Genomic DNA, 17,546 nt, shown 5'->3' with positions numbered 1-17,546 from the left:
ACCAAACGCTGTCGGCTCGGTTAACTGGCAAAACGAAAGCCGCCACCTGAAAACAGGCGGCGGCTTTTAACCATTAAAGTGTTTTAACCCTTGTGGCGACAGTTCTTAAAAAGAACAATAAAAGAAAAACGTGGCTTTAGTTAGAAATTTCAGCCAGTTCAATCACCCGACCGTCATAGTCTTTTACCAAAAAATTAAGCGGCTGGTCACGCCGAACTTTGTACTTAATCCGGCGTAGCTGTACCTGCATTAACACCTGCTCTAAGCAATCATGATCAAAACAAACATGGCGCTGACGGTCTTTGTGCCCTAAGCTAGCTCCGGTGATCACATGTAGCTGCGTATTCTTTTTCAACTGATACCAAAGTCCATCAGGGCTACCAATGGCGCGATCGCTGCTACCCAAACTGCTCGACAAATACATCGGATCTAAACCAGCCGTGCCCAGCGTTTGCTCATAGTTGTAATAGTAGTGCAGCGGCACATCGGCAGCAGGTAGCCCCAGCATCCCTTCATAAAATCGCCGCGCCATCTCTAGGTCAGAAACCATCATGGTATGCACCTTGGGGGCGCTGGTCAAAAATAGCCACATAGCCCCTGCATAAGCCACCAGCAGCATCACCATGATGCCTTGGGTAGACAAAAGGCTATCGAGCGGTAGACCGGGCCAAAAAGCACCAACGAAAGAGGGCATAGTCATAAAAAAAGGAAGGATGGCAGTCATGGATATTTTGAGGGATAGCGCCGCCATTTGCCCAACGGCAGAGAGGCCGATAGTGAAATATTTAAAAATTTTGGCGTTTCTTCTAGTTTATCAAGCCCAGATTTGTAAAAAATGTGTTCACTGGATAAGACAGTCGGTATAGTAGGAGCAATTCATTTTTCTATTGGTCTTATAGCCAGACACTAAACCTGTGAAGATTCCCCAGTTTCCTGAAAGTAACCACGAGCTGATCCGGGCACTTGGCCCCCTGAGCGACCAAACGCTGGTAGAGCTGTTTCAGCGCCACCCTGATTCAGGTAAATACTTCACGGCGATTTTTTGTCGCTACAGCCCGATTGTCTATACCCTCATTCGCCACTCAGCGCGATCGCCTGTTCAGGCTGACTATTTATTTGCCCTAACGTGGCGGCACATTCTCCACGAGTTGAGCGGTTTAGACATTCCGCCTCTCTCCAGTACCTCTCAGCAGCCCGCCTTTTCGCTACAAAACTGGCTCATTAACGTCACTGCCCTTTGCATTAACCAGGCCGTTCTGCCGCCAGTTGAATCTATTCATTATTCTTTGACGGAAGCCTCGCCGCCGCTTTGGTGTTATATCGAGCTAGCCCTCGATCGCCTGCACCCCACCCAGCGACTCATTATTGTGATGGCGCAAACCTTCCGCTGGAGCGAAACCCGCATTGCCGCTTATTTGCAAGCCGAAGGAGAGCGCATTTCTCCGGCGCAGGTGCGATCGCGGCGCAGACGCGCTTACCAAGAGCTAGAAGCCGCCTTACCAGAAGACATTCAAGAAATTTATCTGGCGGATGGGCAAGCCTTATCACCCGCTACGAGTGAACTCGAAGCGGCAGATTTAATGCCAGCTTTGTAGTGTGTTTGAACCGTTGCGATCGTCATTTCATTTTGCAAAATCGTCATGGGCAAGTTAAACCGTCCGTCTCGCTCAGTTTGTCAGGTGCTCTTTGCTGTGCTGGCTTTGGCTGTGAGCAGTCCGCTGGCAAAGGCTGTTGATATTAATGAACAGCTTGCCATTCCCGCTTTTAACGGCACCGAAAGCCGAGCGCGAGATGTGGCCGATCAGCTCATGCGGCTCGGTTCTCAACAGCAGCTTGAAGGCAGCTACCAGCAGGCCATTAACTCTTGGTTTCAGGCGATCGCCATTTACCAAGATCTGCAAGACTTCAGCTCGATGGGGCTAGCTTATGACTATATTGGCCTCACCTACACTCAGCTTGGCCAGTACGAAGCGGCAGAAGAAGCGCTGCGCCGCCGCTTGGCCGTTGCCCGAGACAACGAAGATCTACAAGGCCAAATTTTTGGCTGGAACAACGTCGGTAGCCTTTTTTTGCAGCGTGGCTACGTAGGCGTTGCCAGAGAGTCTTTTGAGCAAGCCCTTACCATTGCCCAAAGCGTGCGCCACTTTCAGGGAATTGGCATGAGTTTGAGCAACCTGGCTTTGGTAGAACGTTCAGTCGGAAACTTGCAAGAAGCGGCCAAACTTTACGAGTCAGCGGCTAACTATCGCTATCAGGGAAACGATCTCATTGGTGAAGCCAATACGCTCAACAGTTTAGGCGATGTTTTTCTAGCCCTCGAAGATTATTCGGGTGCGGTTGGTGCCTATCGGTTGGCGCTGCGTTCGGCTAGGGAACTGGGCGATCGCCCCCTACAGCTTCGGGCGCTAGACGGGCTGTTTACCATTTATCTGGCAAGAGGCGATCGCCGCGACCTGGCAGAAGTTTTAGACGCGCGGGTAGCCCTCACCCTAGATGGTGGTAGCGATCGCTGGCAACAACTGCTTACCTATCGACAACTAGGCGAGTATTACGAAGACTTAGGCCGCTTTGCCACCGCCCAACAATACTACCGTCAGGCGCTTGACCTTGCCCGCAGCCTGCAAGAAAAGCAGCAAGAAGTCTTTTTAACCAACAGCCTAATTCGGCTGGGCGAAGGGCCCCAGCCAGACTAAGCTATAACTTTTTAAGGGGGGTGCTGGCCTGCTGCCAGCGGCTACCCTTTAGATTCTGCCAGGGCTGAGGCATCCGCGCTAACGTCTGGCGTTGGCTGAGGGGTGCTATTGGCGGCGATCGCTGAGCTTGCAGACAGCGAGAGGGGTTTGCGCTCTTCAATCAAACCAATGGCTCGGCGCACGCTTTCGGGCAAAATGACCACCAGACTGTTGTCGGGGGCTTCGTCCAAAGCGGTATGGATGGCTTCAACCTCGTTGAGAATAACCCGATAGTGGCTTTGCTCACCTGCTGCTTTGACCCCTGCCACAATCAGATCAGCGGCTTCACCCCGCGGGCGACCTCGGGTATCGTCATCTTCTTTGACAATTACCTGATCGAACATGCCGTCCGCTAGCTTGCCTAAGGTAATAAAATCTTCATCGCGGCGATCGCCAGGGCCACCCACGACGCCAATGCAGGTACCCGGCCAGTTATTGACAAATCCCGCCAGCGCTTCATAGCTAGCTGGGTTGTGGGCATAGTCAATCAACGCATGAAACCGCCCCAAGTCGAAGAGATTCATGCGCCCTGGGGTCTGGTCGGCAGAAGCTTGGAACGTATGTAGCGCTTGCCGAATTATTTCAATGCTCAGCCCTTGGGTAAAAGCCGTCAGGCTAGCCGCTAGGGCGTTGGCAATCATGAAGGGAGCGCGCCCCATCATGGTTAGCGGCACATTCACCGCCTGCTCAATTCGCAGCACCCAATCCCCCTTGAGAATACTCAAATAGCCATTCTCATAGACTGCGGCCAGCCCGCCTTGCTGTGTATGAGCCTGCACCAGTTCATTGTCAGGGTTCATCGAAAAGTAGGCCACCTGAGCCTTAACCCGCTGCGCCATAGCCGCCACCAGCGGATCGTCGGCATTCAAGACGGCATAACCGTTGGGTCGAGCCGCTTCGACCACCACGCTTTTGAGATGGGCCATTTCTTCGACGGTATTAATATCACCTAGCCCCAGGTGATCGGCAGCTACGTTTAGCACAACGCCAACATCACAGCTATCAAACCCCAGTCCTGAGCGCAAAATTCCGCCCCGCGCCGTTTCCAGCACCGCTATCTCAACGGTGGGGTCTTGCAAAATCACCTGGGCGCTTTGCGGGCCAGTGTTGTCACCGGGTTCTACCAAATAATCGCTGATGTAAACGCCGTCTGTAGTGGTGTAGCCCACCACTTTTTGAGTTTGCTTGAAGATATGGGCAGTGAGGCGGGTGGTGGTGGTTTTGCCGTTGGTGCCCGTAAGGGCGATAATGGGCACCCGCGTCGGTGTACCGGGCGGAAACAGCATATCAATTAGCGGCTCTGCCACGTTACGCGGAATGCCTTCACTGGGCGAAAAGTGCATCCGAAAACCAGGTGCAGCGTTCACTTCAACTACCACACCGTCGGTTTCCCGCAGCGGGCGGGTAATGTCTTCGGTGACAACGTCAATACCGGCAATATCTAAGCCAATGATTTTGGCGACTCGCTGAGCCAACCAAACATTTTGCGGGTGAATTTCATCGGTGCGATCGATGGCAATGCCGCCTGTGCTGAGGTTGGCTGTTGCTCGTAGATAGCAAACCTCGTCTAAGGGTAAGACGGTTTCTAAGGTGTAGCCTTGCTGGTCGAGCAGTTGCCAACTGGTGCGATCGACTTCAATCCGCGTCAGGATGTTGTCGTGGCCTTCGCCGCGCCGTGGATCTCGGTTAGTGGCTGCGATCAGTTCTTCGATTGTAGAGCGGCCATCCCCCACGACGTGGGCGGGTACCCGTTCAGCAACGGCAACAACCTTACCGTTGATTACCAGTACCCGATGGTCACGACCGCGATAAAAGCGTTCAACAATCACCCCCTTAGAAACGGCTCTGGCCGCATCGTAAGCTGCTTCCGCCTGAGCCCAAGCGTTGATGTTGATGGTGATGCCCCGACCGTGGTTGCCATCTAACGGTTTAATCACAATCGGAAAGCCACCGACCGTTTCAATGGCCTCCTCAAGTTCGTCTAGATAGTAAATAACGGTTCCTCGCGGTACCGGAACCCCGGCATCTTGCAAAATTCGCTTGGTTCCTTCTTTGTCGCAGGCTAGTTCAACGCCTAGAATTCCTGTTTGGCTGCTTAAGGTCGCCTGAATGCGCTTTTGGTAAACACCTTGACCCAGTTGAATCATGGCGCGACTACGAAGCTGCGTCCAGGGAATGCCTTTGGCTTCAGCTTCTTTGATGATGGTTTGTGTGCTGGGGCCTAGGGCGGCATCTGCCCATAAGTCTCTTAGGTCAGAGAGATCCTGCTGGAGTTCATCGACTGGGTAACGTCCTAGCTCAATCAGGCTGTTACACAGGCGAACGGCGGCTCGAGCGGCATACCGACCCGCTTGTTCATCCAAATACTCAAACACAACTTGCTGGATGTCTGAGGTTGCCGTAGAGCGCGTACGGCCAAAGCTTACTGACATGCCTGCTAGGGTTTGCAATTCTAGCGCGACGTGCTTAACAACATGTCCTAAGTCGGTTCCCGACTTGACGCGCCGCAAAAAACCACCCGCTTCGCCGTCGGCGCAACGATGTTCGGTCAGCGTTGGTAGCGCTTCGATCAACCCTTCGTAAAAGTCTGGAATGTCGCGGGTAGATGTTTCGGCTAGATCTTCTAAATCTAGGCGAACAACAATCAGTTGGTGGTATCGGGTGCTCCAGTAGTTGGGGCCGCGCAGGGTTTGGGTCTTCAGGATTCTCATGGTGGTTATCTAGCCAGCAGCAGAATAGCAGATGCGAAAAAGCTTACATGGACTCTATAGGCGTCTAAGCACGCAGCATAACTATTAAGCACCGCCCAGGAAGCTCTTAAAGGACTGATTGGAGGTCAACCACGACTTGAGCCAGGGACGTTGTGGCGACAAGCTTGAAATTAAAGCCAGTTTAAGAAAATTCGGGCGCATCTTTTATCTACCTAAAGCCTAATCTGAAACGGTTGGGTGTTAATTAGTGACTGACAATGTGGTGGTGCTGCAGGTCATAGCGATCGCCATGGGTGAGCACATGAACTCGCAGATTGTGTAAACTCAAGGGTTCTGTGGCATCAATATCCGGCTCGTTGGTGTAGGTTACCTCCGTGGGATCGACCACCGTGACGGTGCCTTTACCAATCACACCAAACACGCTATCGCCTTCAAATAGGGCACAGGTGTCTTCATCGATACCAAGGCCAATTTGATCGGGCTGCATGGCGATGGCGCTCACTAAACGCGCCATGCGGTTGCGGTTGTGAAAGTGCTGATCGACCACAATGCTGGGTAAAATAGCCAACCCAGTCGCCATATCGACCAAAGACCGATTGGGAGATTCGCCACTGCCGCCGCCTGCAATCATATGGCGACCCATGACAGCGGCTCCCGCACTGGTGCCTGCTAGGGTCATTTCGCCGATCTGAACTTTGCGCCGAATATGTTCAATCACCGGGGTATCGGCTAGCAAGCCGCAAAGACGTACTTGGTCACCCCCGGTCATGAAAACCCCTGTGCAGTTTTCTAAATGTTTTTCCCAAACGGGATCTTCACCCTGTTGGCGATCGCGGATATCCATCACCTCGATCGCTTTAGCCCCCATCTCGTCAAAAATTCGTCGATAGCGCTCAGAAATAATACTGGGCTCTCGCGAGGCACAGGGAATAATGGCGATATTGGCATCTCGTCCGCCTGCTCGTTCAAAAAAGGTGTAGAGGATCTCTCGGCCATGAACTTTATCTTCTGCACCACCAATGACCAGAACAGCCGATTTAGTTAGGGGAGGCATCCTCTGCTCTAGCGAAGATTCTAATTGCTGCATGATAAGCTTTTGGGTCACACTTCGGTCAATTTCCCCAGCAGTTGTAAAAAGTGCAAGAAGACTTCTCGCCGCACACTGACTTTGGCTTAAACATCGCCATAGGGGACCCATATTTGCAAGAGTGTATCACTCTTACCGACGTAGGCTGGTATAACAATCATCTGAAGCTTGGATTGAGGCTTAAATATCAACCCAAATTTCAGACGACTCAAACAACTATTATTTCAGACCCTTAAGCGAATTGGGCAATCGGTTTTTGAGTCTGGTGTCTAAATTTTTGGCAGAACTTGGCTGTACTATGGCTGTTTCTCTAGCGGCTCCGCTTCGGTTTGATGTGGTTAGCCTTTTCCCCGATTTCTTTGTATCTCCTTTGGCCTCAGGTCTATTGGGCAAGGCCATTGACCGCGGCATTGCTGAGGTTCACCTGATCAATCCGCGTGATTTTGCCACAGACAAGCACCACCGTGTAGACGATGAGCCTTACGGTGGCGGGGTTGGCATGTTGATGAAGCCAGAGCCAATTTTTGCTGCGGTTGAGGCGTTACCGTGCCTTCCTCGACGAGAAGTGATTTTGATGACGCCCCAAGGAGAGCCGCTGCAACAGCCCCTGCTGCAAACGCTGGCAGCAGATTACGATCAAATTGTTATCATTTGCGGACATTACGAAGGGGTGGATGAACGGGTTTTGCACCTGGTGACGCGTGAGGTGTCTTTGGGGGATTTCGTGCTGACCTGCGGCGAGATCCCAGCGCTGGCGCTGATTAACGGGGTAACGCGCCTGAGGCCAGGTACAGTCGGTAAGGCTGATTCGCTCAAGTACGAAAGCTTTGAAGCGGGGCTGCTCGATTATCCGCAGTATACGCGTCCGGCCAATTTTCGCAGCTGGCAGGTACCCGAAATTCTACGCTCAGGTAATCATGCTGCGATCGCCCAGTGGCGACAACAACAACAGCAGCAGCGGACGCAAACCCGTCGTCCTGATTTGTATCAAAAATGGTTAGAACAGCAGTCTAATTTGGAGCCGCCTCAATCGTGAACATTCGTATTGGTAACGGTTACGATATTCATCGCCTAGTTAGCGATCGCCCGCTTATTCTCGGTGGCGTCAAAATAGAGCATTCGCTGGGTTTGCTGGGGCATAGCGATGCTGACGTTTTAACCCACGCCATTATGGATGCCCTATTGGGCGCTTTGAGCTTGGGGGATATTGGCCTTTATTTTCCCCCCAGCGATCCCCAATGGCAGGGAGCCGATAGCCTGGTTTTACTCGAACAGGTTCATCAACTGGTGCAAGCGCGGGGTTGGCAAATTGGCAATATTGACAGCGTCATTGTGGCTGAGCGACCCAAGCTAAAACCCTACATTCAAGCTATGCGCGATCGCCTCGCCCAAAAACTTCAGCTTGAACCAGAACAAATTGGCATTAAAGCCACCACCAACGAAAAGCTAGGCCCAACTGGGCGCGAAGAAGGCATTGCGGCCTATGCCGTCACCTTGTTGCATAAAGTTTCTTAACCTAATTTCTGTAGTTCATTAAATATTTTGATGACTGGCGCTGGCTTGACCGAAAAGCCGCAGAGAATGAGTGTAATTCACCGTTACTGAATCAGATAAAGTTTCGACCCAGCAAAAAGTGACTTCAAACTCTATTTTCTTAAGCTTTTCGTTGGTTTTGGCGATTCTAAGCTTTGGGCTGAGCTGCGTCCGTCCGCCTGTTTTCTCGATTTTTATGCCGACAGGTAGATTACATCAGCCGAGTCCAGACCTATAAAATCTGCTAACTGGGCCACAGAATCTTCTCAGAAAAATAGTGAAAATACGGAAATAATTGGCTTTTTTGGTTAAGATACTAGTCAAAATCTTAAGAAGCCGTCGATCTTTAACCCTTAATTGTAGCAAGAAGCACATTTAAGTTGTTAACTTCCGCCCTAACAGAGAACGGATGTGTGTTCCCAGAAGAACGTGAAGAAGTTGCCCAGTTGTGATGGGCTAGTGCTGTTTCAATTATTTGTGGAAGGTGATCACCTATGGGTGCGTACGAAGCCGCCTATACATCCGGTCAAATTGCTGTAGGCATACGGGCAGGAACATCGGTTGCTCCAATGCCTGGTCTGTCATGGTATCGCGCGATTCCGCCTGAACGGGTTGGCCTGCGGGGAGAATACGATCATCAGGGGTTGGCCAAGCGCGTACAGCAGCATTTTCGCAGACGATTTAAGGCTGAAGTGGCGGGAATTTCTGTGCGCCAGCGAGGGCGGGTTGTGATTTTACGCGGCCAGGTAGCTTCTGAAGCCCTTATAGACCAGTTGGTGCGAACTGCTATGCAAATTGAAGGCGCAGACGCCGTCGAACTACACGGGGTAACGGTTCAACCTCAAAAGTAGCCGCCAGACTCAGAGGTTGGCAAAAACGCCAACCGCAGCAGCGACAGCCCCAAAATGATTAAAAACAGAACCAGCCCAATTGTGCAGGCGTAGTTAATTTCTAAAGATTGAAAGGCTTGCTCGTAGACGTAATAAACGACTGTTTTTGAACTGTTGCGTGGCCCACCCTGGGTCATGATAAAGACTTCTTCAAAGACCTTGGTGGCTGAAATCGCTGAGATGACACTGACCAAAAAAATGTAGGGACGCATGAGCGGGATCGTAATGTCCCAGTGCCGTTTCCAGCCGTCTGAGCCATCAATGGCTGCAGCCTCGTAAAGGCTGGTAGGAATGGCTTGCAACCCCGCTAGATAAATCACCATGTAGTACCCTAGCCCTTTCCAGATGGTAACCGCCATGACGCTAGCCAAGGCCAGATCAGGGCTGGTCAGCCAGGGAATGCCTTGCTGGCTCAGGCGCAGTCCCCTCAGTATTTGGTTAAACAGTCCATTTTCGGCGTATAGCCACTGCCAAGCAATGCCCGCGACCACCATCGAAATCACCACCGGGGTATAATACGCCACCCGAAACCAGCGAACACCTTTGAGCTTTTGGTTGACCAAAATTGCTAATAAAAGCGGCGCGATCGCCAAAATTGGGACAACCCCAACCAGGTATAACAGCGTGTTTTTAAGCGTTTGCCAAAACACCTGATCGCCCAGCAGGCGGCGAAAATTTTCAAAGTTGTTCCACTGGGGCGGCTGGGTCAGGTCGTAGCCATAGCTCGTAAAGCTTAGATAAAACGCCTGCAAGGCTGGGCCAAAAACCGTCAAGCCTAAAATAATTAAAGCTGGTAGTAAAAAGAAGTAGGGCGTTACCCCCGGTGGCCAAACTGAACGAACTTTGGTCATGGTCTAAAAAGCAAGTTCTCCGAGCGCTGTGCGGCGAAAAATGTAGCTCAAGGCAAATTGAACGGTTTCCTGTCAGTCGCTTTCAGCCACTTAAGGGCTTGAGGCTTAGGGGCTGTCGCTATAGGCGGTGCTGCGTGCCCACCGAGGCAGTCGGGGCTAGTTAGAGAAAACGACGAAAGTCTTGACCTAAAAACAGCGATCGCTCGGCATTGCGGCGTCGAGTCAGACCATCGAGCACCCGTCCGCCCGCTCGATTCCAGCGGGGAAACTGGTCGGCTGCCCCTTGAATGTCGTTTTGATTTAAGAGCCGTAACAAAGTTGAGCTACGAAAGGCTCCTGAGCCAACGTTATAGGTAAAAGACACCAGCGCTGAAAACTGGTTTTCATTAATAGGCACAGTGACGCCTTCCTGGACGGCTTGTTCAAACTTGTTTACGTCTCGCCGTAAAAATTGCTCTGCCTGAGCCTGAGTAATCTCCATGCCTGGGGTAACGCCCTGCGTAGTGCCATAGCCAATGGTCCAGATACCAACCGCATCTTGGTAAGCTTTGAGGCGTAATCCTTCAAACGATTTGATCAGCAAAAGGCCGTCATCGTTAATGCGCCCCCCGCTGGTTTTGGTAGGGGGTGGCGGCGGCGGCAACGGCAGCGGTTCTTCGCCGCCAGGAGAGACGGTCATACCGCGAGGTGCATCGTCACGGGTAAACCAAGCCTGCATGCCGCGAATGTTCAGAATTTTCTCGTTGGGATTGTTTTTAGAGGGGTACTTAGAGATCTTTGATAAGTAATATCCTCCCTGCATTAGGTAAATGGCGTTATCTGTCTCTTTGATCCAAGTTCCCATCTGGTATTTTCCCCAATTGCACGTTTTGAACTGATTACCGCTCAATTCTCCATAAGAGATAACAGATAGAGCCATTAACATGGATTAAGAAAGTTATCTCTTTAAGATTGTATGTACTCCACTCTGGCTACCCCGGCTTTGGGTTCCCAGCTTCATTTACCGACTATTCAGAAATTATCTAATGGTCTGACGCTGATTGTGGAACAGACTCCCGTAGAGGCGATCAATCTCAGCATTTGGTTGGGAATTGGGTCATCTGTAGAGTCAGAGTCGATTAACGGTATTGCTCATTTCTTAGAACACATGATCTTTAAAGGCACGCCCCAGATTCCTTGTGGGGAGTTTGAGCGTGCTTTAGAGGCTAGAGGCGCTGTTACTAACGCTGCGACCAGCCAGGATTATACCCATTACTATGTCACGGCAGCCCCTCAAGACTTTGCCGTGCTTGCGCCGCTTCAAATTGAGTTGCTCATTAACTCTAGCCTAGAGACAGAAGCTTTTGAGCGAGAACGTCCGGTGATTTTGGAAGAAATTCGTCGCTCTGAAGATAATGCCCGACGCCGCAATTTTTACCGTTTTATGGAGCTGGCTTTTGACCAGTTACCTTATCGGCGGCAGGTGCTTGGCCCTGCTAGCGTGATTGCTGATCTGTCTGTAGAACAAATGCGCCTTTTCCACCGTAGCTGGTATCAGCCTGATCATATGACGGCGGTGGCTGTGGGTAATTTGCCTGCTGAACAACTGATGAGTATTGTTGCCGATAGCTTTGAGCAGGCGCTTAGCCGTCGTGACCAGGTGTATCCCTTGGCCTCTCTGGCAGAAACGCCTGCTAGCCGTCGTCCAGAACCTTCATTTAGCCAGATTCGGCGACTGCACTATGCCGATAAAACGCTGCGTCAGGCTCGTTTGGTGATGAGCTGGCGGGTTCCGGGTATGAACGATTTAGCCCAAACCTATGCTTTGGATGTGATTGCTTCAATCTTGGGTCAGGGGCGGACGTCCCGTTTAGTCAGAGATTTGCGGGAGGAACAGCAACTGGTTGACGGTGTTGTGGCCAGTAATATGAGCTATCGCCAGCAAGGACTGTTTTCAATTTCGGCTCAGTTGCCTGCTGAGCATTTGCAAAGCGTTGAAGCTAGCATCATCAGTCACATCAGCCGCTTACAGAATACGCCGATCGCCTTAGCCGAACTACAGCGGGTTCAAACCCAGGTGGCCAATCGCTATATTTTTGGCAGCGAAACCCCAAGCGATCGCGCTGGACTTTACGGCTACTACCAAGCGCTGGCGGGTGATATTAGCCATGCGCTCAGTTATCCAGCTAGTATTCGGGCGATTACCCTGGAGGACTTGCAGCAGGCAGCTCAACGCTATCTCTCGCCTGAAGCTTACGCCATTATGACGGTGGTACCCGAGTAGAAACGTCGGTAGACAAAGAACCAGCCATGTGGAATACGATCGCCCAGCATATTAGCCAAACAACTGGACAGCCGTTTGAAATACGCGATCGCCGCTCTGTCGGCGGCGGCAGTATCAACCAGGCTTATGCCATTACAGACGGGGAGCAAACTTTTTTTCTCAAGCTGAATCAAGCCACCCAACTGGCGATGTTTGAGCGAGAAGCCTTGGGGCTGAAAGAAATTGCCGCCAGTCATACTCTGCGAGTGCCCCGTCCGGTCTGCTGGGGGCTAGCTGAAAGTTCGGCTTACGTGGTGATGGAATGGTTAGACTTAGGTGCTGGCAATGCTCAAGCTTGGCAAAAGATGGGGCAGCAACTAGCCGCTATGCACCAGGTAGAAAGTTCGCAAGGCTTTGGCTGGTCGCAAGACAATACCATCGGCTCTACGCCCCAGCTAAACCCCTGGACGTCTGATTGGCTAACGTTTTACCGAGAACATCGCCTCCGCTATCAACTACAACTAGCCAGTCGTCGCGGCCATTTTCCCCGCTCGGCAACGCTGTTGGCAGCCCTGCCAGATCTGCTTGCTGGTCATGAGCCTAAACCTGTGCTGGTGCATGGCGATTTGTGGTCAGGTAATGCTGCTGTGACGACTACTGGCGAACCAGTGGTGTTAGATCCAGCCGTTTACTACGGCGATCGCGAAGTAGATGTCGCCATGACTGAATTATTTGGGGGCTTTCCGGCCTCTTTTTATCAAGGCTATAACGATGCCTATGCGCTCGATCCAGGGTATGCCCGCCGCAAGGTGCTGTATAACCTGTATCACATTCTCAATCACTTCAACTTGTTCGGCGGCGGCTATGGCGCTCAGGCCAATCGCATGATTGATCAAATACTGTCGTCATAAATTGATTTGATTAATAGACTCGCCTCAATCCATAGAGGGATGACAATGCTTTACATAACTTGATATAAAGGATCCAGTCACCAATCGTACAAGAGGTCTATGAAATATAGCGTTCAATTAAAAGGCAAAAGCGCTGAAGAACAGTCGGAACTGTACGCGCTAGAGGTTTTTGCTGACCACAAGCAAGAAGCTAAGACAATTGCTTTAGTAAAAGCGCAATCAGCCGGAATTGATGTGAAAGTATCTTCGATTGAAGTCACAACTAGCCGCTAAGCTGGTTATCACTTCAGACCTGTCTGGGTCACTTGGCGCTTTAGCCTACGTATAGGCTGTCTTCGTTATCCCCCCAACTCTCCACTTTGGGGGGATTTTAACTGCCTCAAGGCACGCCTTGGCCTTTGGGCGTAAGCGGGTTAGTCTTGCTGGTGAGAAAACTGATAAGCGCCAACAAAAGACAACGCGATCGCCACTGCTAGCAAAATGGGAATTGAGTACCAGGGAAAAACCGCGATCGGCTGATAGGCAGCGGCTCTCAGGCCAATAGTGGTATAGGTCAGCGGTAACAGAAACACAATAACTTTTAAGGCTAAGGGCAGCGTCATCGGATCAAAGAAGGTGCCACCCAAAAAAGACATCGGCACAATCAAAAAGTTGTTAAACAAACCTACGCTCTCTAACGACTTTACGTTCAGCCCCACAATGACGCCTAATCCGGCAAAGACCGAGCAGTTTAACACCAGCAATAGCAAAAACAGCGGATTAATAAAACTCCAGACCTGCCCGGTAAAGAGTACCGCCACCAAAATGACCGAAGCGGCTGTCATCAGACCGCGTACTACCCCGGCCAGCATTTTGCCTAAATGAAGCGAGAGGGGATGTACCGGCAACAGCAGCATTTCCTCAAAGGTTTTGCTGAAGAGGCGATCGCCGCAAATTGAGAAGGTTGTGCCCCCAAAACTGATCACCATTGAAGAGAGCGCCACCATCCCCGGCAAAATAAACTCCAGGTAATTGTCTCCGGCGCTAGGTTCGGTAACTTGATCAATGGAACTACCCAGTCCCAGCCCAAAGGCCAAAATATAGATTAGCGGCGACACCAACCCGGATGCTGCTACTTGGGGAATGCGGACTCGGAGATCTAACCAGTCTCCCCAGAACACAGTGAAGCTGTCTAACACAATCGTTTGTAACGGAAGCTGGCGAATGCGTTTCACGGCCATTAGCAACAATAAGCTTTATTTTTACTTTATCTTTTATTCTTTCCTTAGACTGTGTTCTGTTAGCGGAATACTCGGAAGTCTTATTTTTGACAAACTTAGCGATCGCTAGCCCAGTTCTGCAAAAATCAGCGTTAAGTTTTTACCGAATTTGTAACGTTGACGGCATACTGGAAGAATAACGGTGTACGAGCAACCGATATTTCGGCTGAATTCGTGAGTTTATGAAACGAAAATCCTCTCGATATGCACCTCCAGCAGAATCCCCCCGTTTTTCTGGCGGCGGGGAGCGGGGGCCTTTCAACTATTTAACGGTAGCTGTTCTCGGTGGCGTTTTTATTCTAGGTATTGCGCTAGGCATTGTTTTTAGCTCATCGGCTAGCTTCAGCCCAGAAAATATCGCTTCCCGTGAAGCCATCGACCGCAGCGCCCCTAACCCTGAGCTATGCGCTCGTTACGGAGCCAGCGCTGTCGTTTCAGATATGCGCGTTTTTATGACGTTTAATCCTTTCAACGTCTACATTTCTCAGCCGAGAATGCAACCGGGTTGCGTTTTGCGTCGCAACAACTGGGCCGTTCTAGAACAGCGCGACCTGGTGAGCAATACAGACGTGCGCCAGTGCCGTAATCGGATGAATACCTTTGGCTTTACAGGCGATATTGGTGATACCCCCAATATTGACTGTGTTTACCAAAACGATGCAGCAGGCAACATGTTCCTGAATCAGCCTGGATTTGGCGCACCTCCACCCGAATCAGAGCAGTTCTAAACAAAAAAGGCTAGGCACTGATGCCTAGCTTTTTTTTGCGACAGACTGGCTGATAACAGGGGGGGTATCAGCAAACTAGCATTTGCCAAACGGGGGCTATTAAGCTTGCTCTAGAAGATGGTCATAGCTATAGCCACCAGCGTTGAGACACTGCAATGGCTGTAAGCTGCTGAGAGGAAACGTTTCTTTCTGCTTTCAGCCTTTTGCTTTGAGCTATAGCTCAACCACTGGCTATCTGTGCAGCCAGAAAACTAACGCCGTAAGTCTTCTAGCACCTGTACCTGAATAATCTGGTTGGGTTGAATCACTACTGCTGGTGGGGAGGTGGCATAGCTGGTAGCAGCCCCTAAAGCTGCACCGGCCACTAGGCCAATACCAGAGAACCCTGATAAAACGGTGATGGCAGCGGCTCCTAGCCCTGAGTTGCGCAACACATTGGAGCCTGAAACCTGAGGATTACCCAAGACGTCTGATTCAGCCGAGAGGGGTAAATTTTGCCCTTGTAAACTAATGGCCTGAGCAATAAATCGGGGGTTGGTGGCCGTCAGGTCAAAGCGGCCTACAACTAACGCTCCTTTAGGAATGAGTAATTCATTCGTTTGGGGATGACGAACATCTTGGCTAAGAACCAGTACCTCTTGGTAATTGATGGGATCGTTGAGGGCTAAGGGATCAGGCTGGGTGTATTGCAGCGGTAGTTGCGTACCAGCCGGAATTAACACCGAGTCGCTATCTTGTCTGGCTATTAGCGGAGCTGCTGCTGGAGCTGTTGATTGTTCCGTCGGCGGTAACGGCTGACCAAAGGGGATAGTAGGGGTTCTTTCTGATGGGGCTTCAGCCGCAGTCGGCGGTAGCGCTGGTACGGTGGTTGGAGCCGCCACTTGAGGGAGCGGTGTGGTTGCTGGCTCCGTCTCTAAAAAAGGCGGACTTTCTAGAGCCGTTTGGGGAGGGGCCGTTGGTTGGGGGGGGCTTAGCTCAGGTAATGGCTGGGCTGGAACAGGCGGTGATAGCTGATTAGTGAGGGTTGTTGAAACGGCTGTATCAGCAGCGATCGCCTCTGTTGTTTCTGCTACTGGCTGACTGGCAGAAGCCGTCTCCGTTTCGGCTGTGGCTTCTAAGGGGGATTCATCCGCTGCTAAAAAAGGCGGTGCCCCGTTTGGCGCTGCCTCTATCGCTGTCGTCGTTTCGAGGAAGGGCGGTGATATAGGGACGTCAGCCGCTGTGGGCGAAACAGGGGGCTGTTCAGTAGCGGTCGAAGCCGTCTCAGGGACAGCTAAATCGGTGGTTGGGGCTACTGGCTCCGCAACTGGGCGGGGGGGAGCGGTGACAGCAGGCGTTGTGCCCAAGGGGGGGACGCTTACAGTCACCGAAGCGTCAACCCCAGCAGGAGGAATACCTGTGAGAGGCGTTGCGGGTAGCTCACTTTGGGAAACAACATCTGGCCCAATCAACAAACTAGCGGCAGATAGGCCAATACCTTCAGAATTGATGATCGGTAGCGGTGGCTCTACAGTGGCAGGCTCTAAAGGGGATACGGGTGAAACAAACGTTTCATCTACACCAGATCTGACAGCAGCGGCAGAGTTGTTTGGTGCTGCTGGCTCAGGGGGGACATTAGCGGGGGCGGTGATAGGGTTGGGAGCGGTAGCGATCGCTGCTTCGCCTGCTAGCAGGGGTTGTAAAATCCAGCGATTTTGGCCGTTGACTTCAACAGCAGCTAGCGTGGCTTGCCTGGGATCTAAAACGACCCCTGGTGCCAACTCCACCACGATTCGAATAATGTTGGCTTCAAATTGAGAAATCCGTACGCTGCGAACAGCTCCGGCATAAGTCTGGGTAGTGGGAATTGCCCCCATCTGAGCATTAGGAATATCCAGCACAATGCGAGCGGGTTCTGCCAGCAAAAAGTATTGAGGAGCGAGGTCGGCTGGTAAATTCAACTGTAGTTGTTGTGTACTGGGGTCAAAGCTCCACTGAGACAGCACAGCCGCCCTAGCTGGAGCGCTGGCTACAGCCGTAATTACCGCCGTTGTCGCCAATAAGCTTAGCGCTTGCACCGATGGCTGAAACAGCCCAAAACTCAGCATCATTGCTTGTTTACACTCCCCTTGCAACTACAGATGGACAGTCTGCTGGATAAAGGATACGTCGGATGTGGAAAAATGAACAAAAAAATCATTTATTAGTCCGCTAACCTGGGCGACGGCTGTAGCTGTAGCCACCCGCATTGAGACACTTCAATGGCTGCAGGCTATAGAAAAGCTTTGCTTCTGCCCTCAGCCGTCCGCCTTTGGCGATAAAAGCTCAGCCAGCGCTCTCCTTCTTGGCTCCAAAGTTTTTTGTCCATTGCTTTGTCAGCCTTTTTTAGGCTTTGTTTAAGAAAGAACCGCCCCTCTGCTGCCCTAAATTCGTCATCATGGACTTGAATCTAGTCTATTTATGGCAATGGAACTTAACGAACTGGTTACGCTGATTTTGCTGCTGAGTCCTGGTTTATTGCTTTCTATCTTGGTGATGTCTGCCTTTGCCGCTGGCGGTTAGCGCCTTGGCTGCCACCTCTATAGACTGCTAAAAGCGATCGATAGGCTGGCAAAACGGGTTT

16 protein-coding genes are annotated in these 17,546 nt (G+C 51.4%); 9 read left to right on the top strand and 7 right to left on the bottom strand.

Annotated features, from left to right (window positions below):
- Positions 1-136: 136 nt before the first annotated feature.
- Entirely contained in the window at positions 137-700 is a 564-nt protein-coding gene (locus ACTS3T_RS22575) for a VOC family protein (protein ID WP_462935791.1), read from the bottom strand.
- A 214-nt stretch (positions 701-914) separates the two neighbouring features.
- Between ACTS3T_RS22575 and ACTS3T_RS22570 the strand changes: the two genes are divergently transcribed.
- Together ACTS3T_RS22570 and ACTS3T_RS22565 are read left to right on the top strand one after the other, a co-directional pair.
- Positions 915-1,595, top strand: coding sequence for an RNA polymerase sigma factor (locus ACTS3T_RS22570; protein WP_377966988.1), 681 nt, complete (start codon positions 915-917; stop codon positions 1,593-1,595).
- A 45-nt stretch (positions 1,596-1,640) separates the two neighbouring features.
- Positions 1,641-2,693: a tetratricopeptide repeat protein gene (locus ACTS3T_RS22565; RefSeq protein ID WP_377966986.1), complete on the top strand. Its 1,053-nt coding sequence runs from the start codon at positions 1,641-1,643 to the stop codon at positions 2,691-2,693.
- A 41-nt stretch (positions 2,694-2,734) separates the two neighbouring features.
- Here the strand turns inward: ACTS3T_RS22565 and cphA are convergent, their stop codons facing one another.
- Both cphA and ACTS3T_RS22555 read right to left on the bottom strand, forming a co-directional pair.
- Positions 2,735-5,443 carry a cyanophycin synthetase gene (cphA, locus tag ACTS3T_RS22560; protein ID WP_377966984.1) on the bottom strand — a complete coding sequence of 903 codons (2,709 nt, stop codon included), beginning with the start codon at positions 5,441-5,443 and terminating at the stop codon, positions 2,735-2,737.
- Positions 5,444-5,687: 244 nt separating this feature from the next.
- Entirely contained in the window at positions 5,688-6,530 is an 843-nt protein-coding gene (locus tag ACTS3T_RS22555; protein WP_377966982.1) for a cyanophycinase, read from the bottom strand.
- 298 nt (positions 6,531-6,828) lie between these two features.
- Here ACTS3T_RS22555 and trmD point away from each other — a divergent pair, with 298 nt between their 5' ends.
- From trmD to ACTS3T_RS22540, 3 genes are all read left to right on the top strand, one after another.
- Entirely contained in the window at positions 6,829-7,566 is a 738-nt protein-coding gene (gene trmD / locus ACTS3T_RS22550; RefSeq protein ID WP_377966980.1) for a tRNA (guanosine(37)-N1)-methyltransferase TrmD, read from the top strand.
- Positions 7,563-8,045, top strand: a complete 483-nt coding sequence (ispF, locus tag ACTS3T_RS22545; protein WP_377966978.1) for a 2-C-methyl-D-erythritol 2,4-cyclodiphosphate synthase — start codon at positions 7,563-7,565, stop codon at positions 8,043-8,045. The genes trmD and ispF overlap by 4 nt, the downstream gene beginning before the upstream one ends.
- Positions 8,046-8,557: 512 nt before the next feature.
- Complete coding sequence (locus ACTS3T_RS22540; RefSeq protein ID WP_377966975.1) at positions 8,558-8,914, top strand: BON domain-containing protein; 357 nt, start codon at positions 8,558-8,560, stop codon at positions 8,912-8,914.
- On the opposite strand, the gene ACTS3T_RS22535 is transcribed toward ACTS3T_RS22540, so the two are convergent.
- Both ACTS3T_RS22535 and ACTS3T_RS22530 read right to left on the bottom strand, forming a co-directional pair.
- Complete coding sequence (locus ACTS3T_RS22535) at positions 8,905-9,804, bottom strand: carbohydrate ABC transporter permease (RefSeq protein WP_377966973.1); 900 nt, start codon at positions 9,802-9,804, stop codon at positions 8,905-8,907. The two genes, ACTS3T_RS22540 and ACTS3T_RS22535, sit on opposite strands and share 10 nt — an antisense overlap.
- Before the next feature lie 160 nt (positions 9,805-9,964).
- A complete protein-coding gene (locus ACTS3T_RS22530) occupies positions 9,965-10,723 on the bottom strand; it encodes a lysozyme (protein ID WP_377966971.1) in 759 nt (252 codons plus the stop codon).
- A gap of 36 nt (positions 10,724-10,759) precedes the next feature.
- Here ACTS3T_RS22530 and ACTS3T_RS22525 point away from each other — a divergent pair, with 36 nt between their 5' ends.
- The 3 genes from ACTS3T_RS22525 to ACTS3T_RS22515 all read left to right on the top strand — a co-directional run bounded on the left by ACTS3T_RS22525 (position 10,760) and on the right by ACTS3T_RS22515 (position 13,230).
- Entirely contained in the window at positions 10,760-12,067 is a 1,308-nt protein-coding gene (locus ACTS3T_RS22525) for a M16 family metallopeptidase (RefSeq protein WP_377966969.1), read from the top strand.
- A 26-nt stretch (positions 12,068-12,093) separates the two neighbouring features.
- A complete protein-coding gene (locus ACTS3T_RS22520; protein ID WP_377966968.1) occupies positions 12,094-12,957 on the top strand; it encodes a fructosamine kinase family protein in 864 nt (287 codons plus the stop codon).
- A gap of 99 nt (positions 12,958-13,056) precedes the next feature.
- Positions 13,057-13,230 carry a hypothetical protein gene (locus ACTS3T_RS22515; protein WP_377966966.1) on the top strand — a complete coding sequence of 58 codons (174 nt, stop codon included), beginning with the start codon at positions 13,057-13,059 and terminating at the stop codon, positions 13,228-13,230.
- 140 nt (positions 13,231-13,370) lie between these two features.
- On the opposite strand, the gene ACTS3T_RS22510 is transcribed toward ACTS3T_RS22515, so the two are convergent.
- A complete protein-coding gene (locus ACTS3T_RS22510; protein WP_377966964.1) occupies positions 13,371-14,177 on the bottom strand; it encodes an ABC transporter permease in 807 nt (268 codons plus the stop codon).
- A 221-nt stretch (positions 14,178-14,398) separates the two neighbouring features.
- On the opposite strand from ACTS3T_RS22510, the gene ACTS3T_RS22505 reads away from it, so the two are divergent.
- Positions 14,399-14,944, top strand: coding sequence for a DUF3172 domain-containing protein (locus ACTS3T_RS22505; RefSeq protein ID WP_377966962.1), 546 nt, complete (start codon positions 14,399-14,401; stop codon positions 14,942-14,944).
- 251 nt (positions 14,945-15,195) lie between these two features.
- Here ACTS3T_RS22505 and ACTS3T_RS22500 read toward each other — a convergent pair whose 3' ends face one another.
- On the bottom strand, positions 15,196-17,034 hold the full coding sequence (locus ACTS3T_RS22500) for an AMIN domain-containing protein (RefSeq protein ID WP_377966960.1): 1,839 nt from the start codon (positions 17,032-17,034) through the stop codon (positions 15,196-15,198).
- Positions 17,035-17,546: the final 512 nt, after the last annotated feature.

Source organism: Almyronema sp. (assembly GCF_052168255.1).
Lineage (GTDB): Bacteria > Cyanobacteriota > Cyanobacteriia > Phormidesmidales > Phormidesmidaceae > Sphaerothrix > Sphaerothrix epifaneia.
This window is presented reverse-complemented; position numbering and strand designations above follow the sequence as displayed.